Source organism: Variovorax sp. LARHSF232 (assembly GCF_052871435.1).
The window spans coordinates 378,440-391,619 of record NZ_JBIXJS010000001.1 but is presented as its reverse complement, the minus strand read 5'-3'; the positions used below and the strand labels follow the sequence as shown (position 1 = coordinate 391,619).

The 13,180-nt window shown below is 66.2% G+C and carries 12 protein-coding genes and 1 other RNA gene; 12 read left to right on the top strand and 1 reads right to left on the bottom strand.

Features of this window, described 5'->3' with window-relative positions:
- Positions 1-3 precede the first annotated feature (3 nt).
- Positions 4-388: a transfer-messenger RNA gene (gene ssrA / locus ACIPRI_RS01890) on the top strand.
- A gap of 51 nt (positions 389-439) precedes the next feature.
- Here the strand turns inward: ssrA and ACIPRI_RS01885 are convergent.
- The gene (locus ACIPRI_RS01885; protein ID WP_446587924.1) at positions 440-778 is read right to left on the bottom strand and encodes a YnfA family protein; all 339 of its coding nucleotides are present in this window, start codon (positions 776-778) and stop codon (positions 440-442) included.
- Between the two features lie 147 nt (positions 779-925).
- Between ACIPRI_RS01885 and ACIPRI_RS01880 the strand changes: the two genes are divergently transcribed.
- The 11 genes from ACIPRI_RS01880 (at position 926) to glnL (ending at position 13,173) form a co-directional block, all read left to right on the top strand.
- Positions 926-2,524, top strand: coding sequence for a methyltransferase regulatory domain-containing protein (locus ACIPRI_RS01880; RefSeq protein ID WP_446587922.1), 1,599 nt, complete (start codon positions 926-928; stop codon positions 2,522-2,524).
- A 68-nt stretch (positions 2,525-2,592) separates the two neighbouring features.
- Positions 2,593-4,314 (top strand): gamma-glutamyltransferase, encoded by a 1,722-nt coding sequence (gene ggt / locus ACIPRI_RS01875; protein WP_446620353.1) that lies wholly within the window; start codon positions 2,593-2,595, stop codon positions 4,312-4,314.
- Between the two features lie 3 nt (positions 4,315-4,317).
- On the top strand, positions 4,318-5,049 hold the full coding sequence (locus tag ACIPRI_RS01870) for a pseudouridine synthase (protein ID WP_446587920.1): 732 nt from the start codon (positions 4,318-4,320) through the stop codon (positions 5,047-5,049).
- Between the two features lie 124 nt (positions 5,050-5,173).
- The gene (locus ACIPRI_RS01865) at positions 5,174-6,136 is read left to right on the top strand and encodes a YVTN family beta-propeller repeat protein (RefSeq protein ID WP_446587918.1); all 963 of its coding nucleotides are present in this window, start codon (positions 5,174-5,176) and stop codon (positions 6,134-6,136) included.
- Positions 6,123-6,950: a polysaccharide deacetylase family protein gene (locus ACIPRI_RS01860; RefSeq protein WP_446587916.1), complete on the top strand. Its 828-nt coding sequence runs from the start codon at positions 6,123-6,125 to the stop codon at positions 6,948-6,950. Before ACIPRI_RS01865 ends, ACIPRI_RS01860 begins: the two co-directional genes overlap by 14 nt.
- A 5-nt stretch (positions 6,951-6,955) precedes the next feature.
- Positions 6,956-7,945: a sterol desaturase family protein gene (locus tag ACIPRI_RS01855; protein ID WP_446620352.1), complete on the top strand. Its 990-nt coding sequence runs from the start codon at positions 6,956-6,958 to the stop codon at positions 7,943-7,945.
- A 167-nt stretch (positions 7,946-8,112) separates the two neighbouring features.
- Positions 8,113-8,988 (top strand): EI24 domain-containing protein, encoded by an 876-nt coding sequence (locus tag ACIPRI_RS01850; protein WP_446587914.1) that lies wholly within the window; start codon positions 8,113-8,115, stop codon positions 8,986-8,988.
- The gene (locus ACIPRI_RS01845; RefSeq protein ID WP_446587912.1) at positions 8,988-9,806 is read left to right on the top strand and encodes a competence/damage-inducible protein A; all 819 of its coding nucleotides are present in this window, start codon (positions 8,988-8,990) and stop codon (positions 9,804-9,806) included. The genes ACIPRI_RS01850 and ACIPRI_RS01845 overlap by 1 nt, the downstream gene beginning before the upstream one ends.
- Before the next feature lie 147 nt (positions 9,807-9,953).
- Complete coding sequence (gene glnA, locus ACIPRI_RS01840) at positions 9,954-11,369, top strand: type I glutamate--ammonia ligase (protein WP_446587910.1); 1,416 nt, start codon at positions 9,954-9,956, stop codon at positions 11,367-11,369.
- A gap of 154 nt (positions 11,370-11,523) precedes the next feature.
- Positions 11,524-12,060 (top strand): hypothetical protein, encoded by a 537-nt coding sequence (locus tag ACIPRI_RS01835; RefSeq protein ID WP_446587908.1) that lies wholly within the window; start codon positions 11,524-11,526, stop codon positions 12,058-12,060.
- Between the two features lie 36 nt (positions 12,061-12,096).
- Positions 12,097-13,173 (top strand): nitrogen regulation protein NR(II), encoded by a 1,077-nt coding sequence (glnL, locus tag ACIPRI_RS01830; RefSeq protein ID WP_446587906.1) that lies wholly within the window; start codon positions 12,097-12,099, stop codon positions 13,171-13,173.
- Positions 13,174-13,180: the final 7 nt, after the last annotated feature.

The window sequence follows — 13,180 nt, the reverse complement described above, 5'->3', positions numbered from 1 at the left end:
CCTGGGGCTGCATTGGTTTCGACGTGGGTTCGGAATCGCAGCGGGGCATGTCGAGCTGAATGCGCTCGTAAAACAGATTCAAACAAACTAACTGCAAACGACGAACGTTTCGCACTCGCTGCTTAATTGCCAGTGAGCCTTGCAACAGTTGGCCGATGGGCTGGGCAAGGGGGTCTGGAGCAATCCTGACCTCCCGGCTGCAAGGATAATTACATGGGCTGGCTCCGATCCGGGTACCTTGGGTCGGGGCGAGAAAATAGGGTGCTGGCGGCCGGTGTAGCGTGCGACTGCGCGACACCGGTGGCGAGATCCAAATCAGATCGCTAAACATGTAGAACTGCGCGAAGAAGGCTTGCGGACGGGGGTTCGAATCCCCCCAGCTCCACCAACATACCGACGCCCGGCCGCCATGCGGTCGGGCGTTTTCGTTTTCAGCGCCTCATCCGGCCTGCACCGCTGGCTGCAGCGCAATGATGGCCATCCCGGCCAGCGCCACGAAGGCCCCCACTGCATCCCAGCGCGTCAACGCGATGCCGTCGACGAAGCGCAGCCACAGCAAGGCGACCGCGATGTACATGCCGCCGTAAGCCGCATAGGTGCGGCCGGCGGCACTTGGATGCAAGGTGAGCAGCCAGGCGAACAAGGCCAGCGAAAGCGCGCCGGGCAGCAGGAGCCACAGCGGCTTGCCCTGCCGCAGGACCAGCCATGGCAGGTAGCAACCGACAATCTCGGCAAGGGCGGTGAGCGCGAAGAGCGTGGCGACTTTCAAGAGGTCCATGGGGATGTTCTTGGCTTTCAGCTTCCGATGGCGCATCGATTGTGTGGCCGCCAGTGCGCCAAGCGTGCGCAGGCAGCACTTATAGTGGCGAGCCAAGCGGTCGTGCCCCGCCGACCGTCCCATCAAAGAGCCTGAAAAAACGCCACCATGCCGGATTCAGTCACCAGCCTGCTCAGCAACTACTACGATGCGGTGCCCTACGACTCGCATCCGTTCCCGCAGACCGCCGCGGAGCACCTGGAGGCCATTGCCTTCCTGTTCGGCCTGGAGACCCCGCCGCCGGCCGGCGCCCGGGTGCTGGAGCTGGGCTGCGCCTCGGGCGGCAACCTGATTCCGTTTGCCGCACGCCATCCGGGCGCCAGTGCGCTGGGCGTGGAGCTCTCGCCCCTGCAGGCCAGGCGCGGTGCGCAGGCGGTGGAACGCGCGGGGCTCGCCAACTTGCGGCTGCGCACCTTCGACATCGCCGACATCGACGACGCCTTCGGCCAGTTCGACTACATCATCTGCCACGGCGTCTACAGCTGGGTGCCGCAGCCGGTGCAGGAGGCCATCTTGCGCGTGTGCTCGCGCAACCTGGCGCCCCAGGGCCTGGCCTACGTCAGCTACAACGTCTATCCGGGATGGAAGTCGCGCGAGATCGTGCGCGATGCCATGGTGCTGCGCGGCGGCCCGCGCGACGAGCCCGAGGAAAAGCTCTCCTATGCGCGCGGCATGCTCGATTTTCTCGCGCACTCGGCCCGGCCAGGCAGCGTGCTCAAGGCCACGCTCGAGGACATGATGCCGATCGTGCGCAGCGCCAGCACGTCCTACCTGATGCACGAGTTCCTCGAGCCCTGCAACGCACCGTGCTATTTCAAGGAGTTCGTGGCGCGGGCCAACACGCTCGGGCTGGCCTACCTGGCCGATGCCGAGCCGGCCACCATGTTCGTGCAGAACTACGGCGAAGAGGTGCGCGGCCCGCTGCTGCGGGAATGCGGCGGCAGCCAGCTGATGATGGAGCAGTACCTCGATTTCCTGGTCAACCGCACCTTCAGGCAGAGCCTGCTGGTCAAGCAGGAACGCTCCGCGCAGATCCGCTACCGGCTCGATCCCGCGCGGCTGCGCCAGCTGGAGTACGCGGGCGTGTTCTTTGCCGAAGACGGCGGCCCGCTCACGCTGGACGGGCGCGAACAACCCTGCCACGCCTTGCGCAACCTCAAGGTGACCCTGCGCTTGCCGGTGCACAAGGCGGTGGCGCTGGTGCTGGACGAGCGCTATCCGGCCTCGGTGCCGGTGCCGACCTTGCTCACGGCGGTGTCCGAGCGCATCGGCGAGCCGCGCGCGACGGTCGAGGCCTTCGTCATGGCGATGCTGGAAGAGCTGCTGATCCTCGGCGCGGTGCGCGTCCGGCGCGCACCGGTCGACGCTGCGGCCCACGTGCCGGAACTTCCGCGCGCCCTGGCCGCCGTGCGCAATGCGCCCGAACTTGCGCTGGCCGCCGGAGCGCAAGCCAGTGCCTGCAACCAGTGGCACGAACAGGTGCCGCTGTCGGTGCTCGAGCGATGCCTGCTGCCCCTGCTGGACGGCGCGCATTCGCACGAGGCGCTGGCCGAATTCCTGGCCGGCGAGGCGCGTGCCGAGCGCCTGCGCTTCATCAAGGACGAACAGCCGCTGACCGAAGACAACGCGCTGCGTGACTTCACCCGGCAACAGGTGGCGCTGGCCCTCAAGGACCTGCGGCGCAAGGGCCTGTTGACCGCCGCCTGACAGAGAAATAAGCGCGGCGGGCAATCCATGCAAAAAGAGAAAACCATCCAGGAGAGAACATGAAAGCGATGCAACCCCAACTTCGCGCCGTTCTGGGCGCGGTCCTGACATTGGCCGCCTGCGGCGTGGTGCAAGCCGCCTCGCGCGCGCCGGTGGCTGCCGAAAACGGCATGGTCGTCAGCGCCCAGCACCTGGCGAGCCAGGTCGGTGTCGATGTGCTCAAGCGCGGCGGCAACGCCGTGGACGCCGCCGTGGCGGTGGGCTATGCGCTGGCGGTGGTCTATCCGGCCGCCGGCAACCTGGGCGGCGGCGGCTTCATGACCCTGCAGCTGGCCGACGGCCGCAAGACCTTCCTCGACTTCCGCGAGAAGGCGCCGCTGGCGGCTACTGCCAACATGTACCTGGACAAGGACGGCAACGTCATCAAGGGCCTGAGCACCCATGGCCACCTGGCGGTGGGCGTGCCCGGCTCGGTGTCGGGCATGGAGTACGCCCGCGAGAAGTACGGCACCATGAAACGCGCCGCGCTGATCGCGCCTTCCATCGCGCTGGCCGAGAAGGGCTTCGTGCTGCAGCAGGGCGACGTCGACATGCTGGCCACCGCCACTGCCGACTTCAAGAAAGACCTGGCCACGGGCGCCATCTTCCTCAACAAGGGCGAGCCCTTTGCCGTGGGCCAGAGACTGGTGCAGAAAGACTTGGCCAAGACCTTGCGCGCCATCAGCCAGAAGGGCACCGACGGCTTCTACAAGGGCCCGGTGGGCGCCGCCATCGTCGCGTCCAGCCAGGCCGGCAAGGGCATCATCACCCAGGCCGACTTCGACCAGTACCAGACACGCGAGCTGGCGCCGGTCGAATGCGACTACCGCGGCTACCGCATCGTGTCGGCCCCGCCGCCCAGCTCTGGCGGCGTGATCATCTGCGAGATGCTCAACATCCTGGAGGGCTACCCGCTGAAGGACCTGGGCTTTCGCTCGGCAGAGGCGGTGCACTACCAGATCGAAGCCATGCGCCACGCCTACGTGGACCGCAACAGCTACCTGGGCGATCCGGACTTCGTGAAGAATCCGCTCGACCGCCTGCTGGACAAGGGCTATGCGGAGAAGATCCGCGCCGTGATCGACCCGAAGAAGGCCGGCGTCTCCAAGGACATCAAGCCCGGCGTGCCGCCGCATGAAGGCAGCAACACCACCCACTACTCGATCGTCGACCAGTGGGGCAACGCCGCCTCGGTGACCTACACGCTGAACGACTGGTTCGGCGCCAAGGTCACGGCTGCCAAGACCGGCGTACTGCTGAACAACGAGATGGACGACTTCACCGCCAAGATCGGCGTGCCCAACCTGTACGGCCTGGTGCAGGGCGAGGCCAATGCCATCGCCCCGGGCAAGCGCCCGCTGTCGTCGATGAGCCCGACCATCGTCACGCAGAACGGCAAGCCGGTGATGGTGGTGGGCACGCCCGGCGGCAGCCGCATCATCACGGCGGTGCTGCACACGATCCTCAACACCGTCGACTACGGCATGACGGTGCAGGAGGCGGTGGATGCGCCGCGCTTTCACCAGCAGTGGCTGCCCGACGTGACCAACGTCGAAACTTTTGCCCTGAGTCCAGACACCCGCAAGATCCTCGCCGACATGGGCCACAACCTGGGCGTGCCGCAGCCGGCCAACCACATGGCGGCGATCCTGGTGGGCGCGCCTTCGCTGGGCGGCAAGCCGGTGGGCAAGAACCGCTTCTACGGCGCCAACGATCCGCGCCGCAACACCGGGCTGGCGCTGGGCTACTGATCGATGCAGCTGCAGGAGATTCTTTTCACGCAGGGCTTCGGCACCCGGCGCGTCTGCGCCGGGCTGGTCCAGCAGGGCCACGTGACGGTCGAGGGCCAGCCGGTCGACGATGCCTTCGCGGAGTTCGACGCGGTCGATGGCCTTCGCTTCACGGTCCAGGGCACGCCCTGGATCTACCAGGCCAAGGCCTACCTGATGCTGCACAAGCCGGCCGGCACCGAGTGCTCGCAAAAGCCTTCGACCTATCCCAGCATCTACACCTTGCTGCCGTCGGCCCTGCGGCTGCGTCCCAACAAGGGCGCGGTGCAGGGCGTGCAGGCGATCGGCCGGCTGGACCAGGACACCACCGGCCTCTTGCTGCTCACCGACGACGGCCAGTTCATCCACCGCATGGGCTCGCCCCGGCACCACGTGCCCAAGGTCTACGAGGTGACGGCCAAGCATCCGGTGGACGACGCCCAGGTGCAAAAGCTCCTGGCCGGCGTGGTGCTGGACGACGACCCCAAGCCCGTGCGGGCGGCGGCCTGCGAGGCCACCGGCACCCATCAGTTGCAGCTGACGCTGACCGAAGGCAAGTACCACCAGGTCAAGCGCATGGTGGCGGCGGTGGGCAATCGGGTGGAGGCGCTGCACCGCTCGCAGATTGGCGCGCTCACTCTTTCCGATGACCTGGCGCCCGGCCAATGGCGCTGGCTGGCGCCGGCCGAAGTGGAGGCGTTGCGCAGCGGCAAATAGGGTGCGTAACGGTCAGCGCGGGTCATCGCGAACAGGGCTTGCAACGTTAGACTCGCTGTCACCCTTTTCGGAACTTCCCTTGCGATTCCCCGCCTCACTGAAAGGCCGCTTTGCGGCCTTTTTAATGTCCGCCGTTGCCGTCACCACCGGCGCGTCTGCCAGCCTCGCATCCGACAAGCTGCCGTCCCCGATCCTGGTGCTCAATTCGCTGGATGCTTCTGTCAGCGTGATCGACCCCAGCCGCTGGAGCGAAACCCAGCGCATCAACACCGGCAAGGAACCGCACCACCTGTACCTGACGCCCGACGAGCGCTCGGTGATCGTGGCCAATTCCGCCAGCGATTCGCTCACCTTCATGAATCCGCGCACGGCCGAAGTGCAGCGCGTGGTGACCGGCATCATCGACCCGTATCACCTGCGCTTCTCGCCGGACATGAAGTGGTTCGTCACGGCCGGCAACCGGCTCAACCATGTCGACATCTACAGCTGGGACGGCAAGGACGTGAAGCTGGCCAAACGCATTGCCACCGGCAAGACGCCCAGCCACATCTGGATCGACGGCAAGAGCACCACCGCCTTCGTCACCATGCAGGACAGCGACGAGCTGGTCGCCGTCGACCTGGCCAGCCAGACCATCCGCTGGCGCGTGCCCACCGGGCCGATGCCGGCGGACGTCTTCGGCGTGCACCAGGACAAGACGCTGCTGGTGGGCCTGACCGGCGGCGAAGGCGTGCAGGTCTTCGACGTGGCCGGCGCCGCGCCGCGCGCCATCGGCATCATCTTCACCGGCAAGGGGGCCCATGCCTTCCGCGCCCTGGGCGACGGCAAGAGCGTGCTGGTGAGCAACCGGGTGGCCAACACCATCAGCCGCATCGACATCGCCACCCTGAAGGTGGTCGAGACCTTCGCCGTGCCGGGCGGCCCCGATTGCATGGACGTGTCGGCCGACGGCAAGACCCTTTACGTGACCTCGCGCTGGGCCAAGAAGCTCACCGTGGTCGACCTGGCCAGCCGCCAGGTGATACGGCAAATCAACGTAGGCCGGTCGCCGCATGGCGTCTGGACACTGGACCATGCGCGTCGTTAAGAACTTTCTCATTGCGGTGCTGGCGCTGGGCGGGGGCGCGGCATTGCCGCTGTCGACCCATGCGCAGGCCCCGGCCCCGGCCGCCGCTACCTGCAGCAAGCCGGTCTATCTCACCTTCGACACCGGCCACATGGGCGTTGCGAACCAGGTGGCCGAGGTGCTCAAGCGCCAGGACGTGCGCGTCACCTTCTTTGCCGCGGCCGAGCGCACCACGACTGGCGGCGACAGCCTGGACAACAGCTGGAAAGCCTGGTGGACGGCGCGCGCCGCCGAAGGCCACGAATTCGCCTCGCACACCTACGACCATGTCTACTGGCGCGGCGACGTGAAGGGCGTGGAGCCGCGCTTTCGCGTGCGCCCCACCGCGGGCGGCCTGGCCAATCGCGAGTTCACCTGGACCGCGGCCCAGTACTGCGAAGACATCGCCAAGGCCTCGCAGCGCCTGCTCGACATGACGGGCAAGAAGCCGCTGCCGCTGTTTCGTGCGCCGGGCGGCAAGACCTCATCCCGGCTGCTGGCCGCGACGCGCAAGTGCGGCTTCGAGCACGTGGGCTGGGCGCCGGCCGGCTTCCTGGGCGACGAGCTGCCCAGCGAAACCTACAGCAACGAGAAGCTCCTGCTGCAGGCCCTGCAGAACATCCGCAGCGGCGACATCCTGATGGCTCACCTGGGCATCTGGTCGCGCCAGGACCCGTGGGCGCCGGCAGTGCTGGAACCGCTCATCCTGGGCCTGAAGCAGGAAGGCTTCTGCTTCCAGACCCTGCGCCAGCATCCCGCCTACCGCGACTGGATCGCAGCGCACTCGGCGAACTGACCATGCTGCTCGATTGGTTCACCGACGAATTCGCCGCCATGCAAGGCTGGCTGTTCGAGCAGGTGGTGGAGCCGCTGGTGTTCCACATCGGCCTGGGCGGCTGGGTCGAAGATGCTTTTGACGCCACCGGCTGGCTGCTGGTGGGCCTGATCCAGATCGCCATCCTCTTGGCCATCATCGGGCCGCTGCAGCGCTGGCGCCCGGTCGATCCGGTGACCGACAGCGCGGCGGTGCGCACCGACATCCTCTACACCCTGCTGCATCGCCTGGGCCTCTTTCCCCTGGCCATGTTCTTTGCGCTACAGCCCTTCTTCGACGGCCTGGTGGGGCCGCTGCGCACCGCCGGCTGGAGCGGCTGGCAGCTCGACGCCATCTGGCCCGGCGTGACCGACCTGCCGTGGGTGTCCTTCCTGCTCTACCTGGTGGTGCTGGACTTCATCGACTACTGGGTCCACCGCGGCCAGCATGGCTTCCAGTGGTGGTGGAGCCTGCATGCGCTGCACCATTCGCAGCGCCAGATGACCATGTGGTCGGACAACCGCAACCATCTGCTGGACGACGCCCTGCGCGATTGCATCATCGTGCTGGTGGCGCAGCTCATCGGCGTGGCACCGGGACAGTTCATCGCGCTGGTGGCCATCACGCAGCTGTCGGAAAGCCTGCAGCATGCCAATCTGCGGCTGTCCTTCGGATACATCGGCGAACGCCTGTGGGTCAGCCCTCGCTTTCACCGGCTGCATCACAGCGTGGGCGTCGGGCATGAGTCGCCGTCCGAACGGCCCGGCGCCCCCGTCCGCCTGGGCGGCCACAACTTCGGCGTGTTGCTGCCCTGGTGGGATGTGCTGTTCGGCACCGCCAATTTCGAGAACCGCTACGACCCGACCGGCATCCGCGACCAAGTCGAGCCCGACGCCAGCGGCCGCTTGCGCGACTACGGGCGCGGCTTCTGGGCGCAGCAGTGGCTGGGGCTGATGCGGCTGGCCGGCCGCGCCTGACTGAAGCCTCCCGGCTTTTCACTTCGCTTCGCTGCGTGTAATTCGCCACCTCCCGAGGAGGGGACCTCACCTGCGGCCCGGCGAAGCCGGTTCCGCAGTGTGGGGCTGATGAAGAACGTGCCAGGGGTGGTCCTTGTTGCCACTGGTAGTTGCTATCCTTCGCGCCGATGCGTCTTATTCTCGATTCCTTCTGGCGCGCCGTTGCCTATTGCCTGCACCCGCGCGTGATCGTGCTGTCGATTGCGCCGCTCGTGCTGATGGCGGCGCTGGCGGCCGGTCTGGGCTACTTCTATTGGGACCCGGCGGTGGCCTGGATGCGCGAGGCGCTGGATGCCTGGCCGATTCTCACCACCTTGTGGGGCTGGATCGAGCGGGCCGGTGCCAGCGACGTGAAGGCGGTGCTGGCGCCGCTGGCGGTGGTGTTCGCCGCCACTCCGGTGATCGTGGTGCTGTCGCTCCTGATCGTCTCGGGCCTGATGGCGCCGCCACTGACCCGGCTCGTGTCGCAGCGCCGCTTTCCGGCCTTGCAGGAGAAGAAGGGCGCTTCCTTCATCGTCAGCGTGTTCCGCTCGCTGGGCATGACCGTGCTGGCGCTGCTGGCCCTGATCGTCTCGGTGCCGCTGTGGCTGGTGCCGCCGCTGGTGCTGGTGCTGCCGCCGGTGATCTGGGGCTGGCTCACCTACCAGGTGATGAGCTTCGACGCCTTGGCCGAGCATGCCGACGCCGAAGAGCGCCGCACCGTGCTGCGCGCCAACCGCTGGCCGCTGTTCGGCATCGGCATCCTGTGCGGCTTGCTGGGCGCCGCGCCCAGCGTGGTGTGGGCCTCGGGCCTGTTGTTTGCCGCCGCCTTCTTCGTGCTGGTGCCGCTGGCCATCTGGATCTACACGCTGGTGTTTGCCTTCTCGGCGCTCTGGTTCGCCCACTATTGCCTGGATGCCCTGGCCCAGCTGCGCGCGGCGCGCGCAGCTGCCGCGCCGCCGTCCGGCGCCCTGCCAGCCGTGGAAATCGACCCGGCCGCCAGCGCCCAATGGGGAGCCCCTTGATGAACAACGACAAGAAAAGCAACGTGCGCTTCGGCCTGATCGTGATCGGCGATGAGATCCTGTCGGGCAAGCGCATCGACAAGCACATGCCCAAGGTGATCGAGCTGCTGGGCGCCCGCGGCCTGGCGCTCAGCTGGGCCGAGTACGTGGGCGACGACCCGGTGCGCATCACCGCTGCGCTGACGCGCGCCTTCGCCTCCGGCGACGTGGTCTTGTCCACCGGCGGCATCGGCGCCACCCCGGACGACCACACGCGCCAGTGCGCCGCCAGGGCGCTGGGTGTGCCCTTGGCGCTGCACCGCCAAGCCGAGGCGCTGATCCGCGAACGCATGCAGGACACGGCGCGCGAGCAGGGCATCCCTTACGAGCCCGACCGGCCGGACAACATCCACCGCCTGAACATGGGCGTGTTTCCGGCGGGGGCCGAGATCATCCGCAACCCCTACAACAAGATTCCCGGCTTTCGCGTCAACGAGGTGCATTTCGTGCCCGGCTTCCCGGTGATGGCCTGGCCGATGATCGAGTCGGTCCTGGACGAGCGCTACGCGCACCTTTTTGCAGCGGGCGGCATCATCGAAAAATCGGTGATCGTCTTCGGCACGATGGAGGCCACTCTGACGCCATTGATGGAGTCCATCGAACGCCAATTCGCCGGCATCAAGGTGTTCAGCCTGCCCAGCGTCGACCACCCGGAATTCGGCCGGCACATCGAATTGGGCGTCAAAGGCCATCCTGAGCAGATCGAAGCGGCCTACACTCTGCTGCTTGACGGCCTGCACGGGTTTGACGCGCGACTTGGTCCTGAATTGGTGCGCTAGTCGCTAAGGCACCAAATAAGAGCTTAACAGCACCACAATGGTGCGTCATGCGCCAGCAACACCCAGTGCGGGCTGCCGTCCCAATGGCACAGAACCTGCATCCTGTGCACCAGATTTCTTCACAACCCATCCAACCAGGAGAATTTGATGGCTAAGACCGTCGCCGATGTACTCAAACTCGTCAAGGAAAACGAGGTCAAGTTCGTCGACTTCCGTTTCACCGATACCCGCGGCAAGGAGCAGCACGTCACGGTGCCGGTCTCGCATTTCGACGAGGACAAGTTCAGCGCCGGCCATGCCTTCGACGGTTCCTCGATCGCCGGCTGGAAGGGCATCGAAGCCTCCGACATGCTGCTGATGCCCGACCCGAATACGGCCGTCATCGACCCCTTCTTCGAAGAAACCACGCTGAACCTGACCTGCGACGTGCTGGAGCCGGCCGACGGCAAGCCGTACGACCGCGATCCGCGTTCCATCGCCAAGAAGGCCGAGGCCTACCTGAAGGCTTCGGGCCTGGGCGACACCGCCTTCTTCGGTCCGGAACCCGAATTCTTCATCTTCGACGACGTGCGCTGGAAGGCCGACATGTCGGGCAGCTTCGTCGAGATCGACGTCGACGAAGCCCCCTGGAACACGGGCAAGAAGTACGAGTCGGGCAACTCCGGCCACCGTCCCACCGTCAAGGGCGGCTACTTCCCCGTGCCCCCGGTCGACAGCACGCAAGACATCCGCGCCGAGATCTCGCTGGTGCTCGAATCGCTGGGCATCCCGGTCGAAGTGTTCCACCACGAAGTGGCCGGCGCCGGCCAGAACGAAATCGGCACCAAGTTCTCGACCCTGGTCGAGCGTGCCGACTGGACGCAAAAGCTCAAGTACGTGATCTGGAACGTCTGCCACGCCTACGGCAAGACGGCCACCTTCATGCCCAAGCCGATCCAGGGCGACAACGGCTCCGGCATGCACGTGCACCAGTCGATCTGGAAGGACGGCAAGAACCTGTTCGCCGGCGACGGCTATGCGGGCCTGTCGGACACCGCGCTGTACTACATCGGCGGCATCATCAAGCACGCCCGTGCCTTGAACGCCATCACCAACCCCGGCACCAACAGCTACAAGCGCCTGGTGCCCGGCTTCGAAGCCCCGGTGAAGCTGGCCTACTCGGCCAAGAACCGCTCGGCGTCGATCCGCATCCCGTTCGTGAGCAACCCCAAGGGCCGCCGCATCGAAGCGCGCTTCCCGGATCCGCTGGCCAACCCCTACCTGTGCTTCTCGGCGCTGCTGATGGCCGGTCTGGACGGCATCGAGAACAAGATCCACCCGGGCGAAGCCGCCACCAAGGACCTGTACCACCTGCCGCCGGAAGAAGACGCGCTGGTGCCCACCGTCTGCCACAGCCTGGACCAGGCACTTGAGTACCTCGACAAGGGCCGTGCCTTCCTGACCAAGGGCGGTGTGTTCACCGATGCCTTCATCGATGCCTACATCGACCTGAAGATGCAGGAAGTGACGCGCTTCCGCATGGCACCGCACCCCGTCGAATTCGACATGTACTACTCCCTGTAAGCCGGATGGCCTCGTGCGCTTGGCGCTCGAGGCCTCTGGTGTCGCAGCCAAGGGACGGCCAAGTGCCGTCCTTTTTCATTTGTGGGGACATGACCCTGGCGTGGATATCGAATTGCATCAAAATGCGTCGATTGCCAGACACCCCGTCAAGATCATGAAGACTCGTCATCACACCTTTCTGTTGGCCGTTTCGTTGGCTGCCATTGCCACGCAGTCCTACGCCCAGACTGGGAAGGTCTGGCGCTGCGGCAACGAATACACGAACAACGCCACCGTCGCCCAGCAGCGCGGCTGCAAGGTGATGGAAGGCGGCAACGTCACGGTGGTGCAGACGTCGCGCCCCAACGTTGCGGCAGCCGGTGGTAGCAGCAGTGGCGCCCGCTCGCCGGCCGGCAGCCCGCGCGTGGACAGCGCCGACCAGCGTGCCCGCGATACCGATGCGCGTGCGGTGCTCGAATCCGAACTGCGCAAGGCCGAATCCAAGCAGGCCGAGCTCTTGAAGGAATACAACAACGGCCAGCCCGAGAAGCAGGGCTCGGAAGCCAAGAACTACCAGAAGTATCTGGACCGCACCGCCGAGATGAAGGCCCAGATCGATCGCAACGAGAGCGACATCGCCGGCATCCGGCGCGAACTCGGCCGCCTGGCGCCGCCGCCCGCCGCGGCCGCGCCCGGGCCCACCACCAACTGATGACGCCTCGCTTCTCCTGCCTGCCGAGGCCCTGAGATGGCTTTCGGCAAACCCGCTGCGCCCGCCAAGCGCTTTCAGGCCTTCGACCTGCTGGCGACCCTGATCGCGGTGGTCAAGAGCGACGGCTCGGTGCTGTTTGCCAATGCGGCGCTGGAAGATGCCCTTGGCACCTCGCGCCGCACGCTCGAAGGCTCGCAGTTCGGCGCCTGCTTCAACGAGCCGCAGGTGCTGCGTACCGCCATCGACGGCGCCCGCGCCAACGATTTCGCCACCCTGCGCTACGAAGCCTTCCTGCGCCGCGTCAACCACGACATGCTGCCGGTCCAGGTCACCCTGGCGCAGGCCGACAGGCCGGGCGAGCTGATCGTCGAGATGTCGGCGCTGGAGCAGCAGGTGCGCCAGGACCGCGAAGAGCGCCTCCTGGACCAGGCCAAGGCCAACAAGGAGCTGATCCGCAACCTGGCGCACGAGATCAAGAACCCGCTGGGCGGCATCCGCGGCGCCGCGCAGCTCTTGCAGATGGAAGTGGAGACGCGCGACCTGGTGGAATACACCCAGGTCATCATCCACGAGGCGGATCGGCTGCAAACCCTGGTCGACCGGCTGCTGGCGCCGCACCGCAAGCCCCACGTGGTGGGCGACGTGAACATCCACGAAGTCTGCGAGCGGGTGCGCTCGGTGATCCTGGCCGAGTTCCCGCGCGACCTGCATATCGAGCGCGACTTCGACCCTTCCATTCCCGAGTTCCGGGGCGACCGCGAGCAGCTGATCCAGGCCACGCTCAACATCACCCACAACGCCGCGCAGGCGCTGGCCGAGCGGCGCGCCGCCGGCGACGCCCAGATCACCTTCAAGACCCGAGTGGCGCGCCAGGTGATCTTCAACAAGCAGTGGTATCGATTGGCACTGGAATTGCATGTCATCGACAATGGACCGGGTGTGCCGGACGCGATCAAGGATCGGATCTTTCTTCCCCTCGTTTCCGGGCGGGAAGGTGGAACCGGCTTGGGATTGACGCTGGCGCAAACCTTCGTGCAACAGCATCACGGCGTGATCGAGTGCGACAGTGTTCCGGGCCGAACCGATTTCAAGATATTGATACCGCTGCCCTAGCGACAAG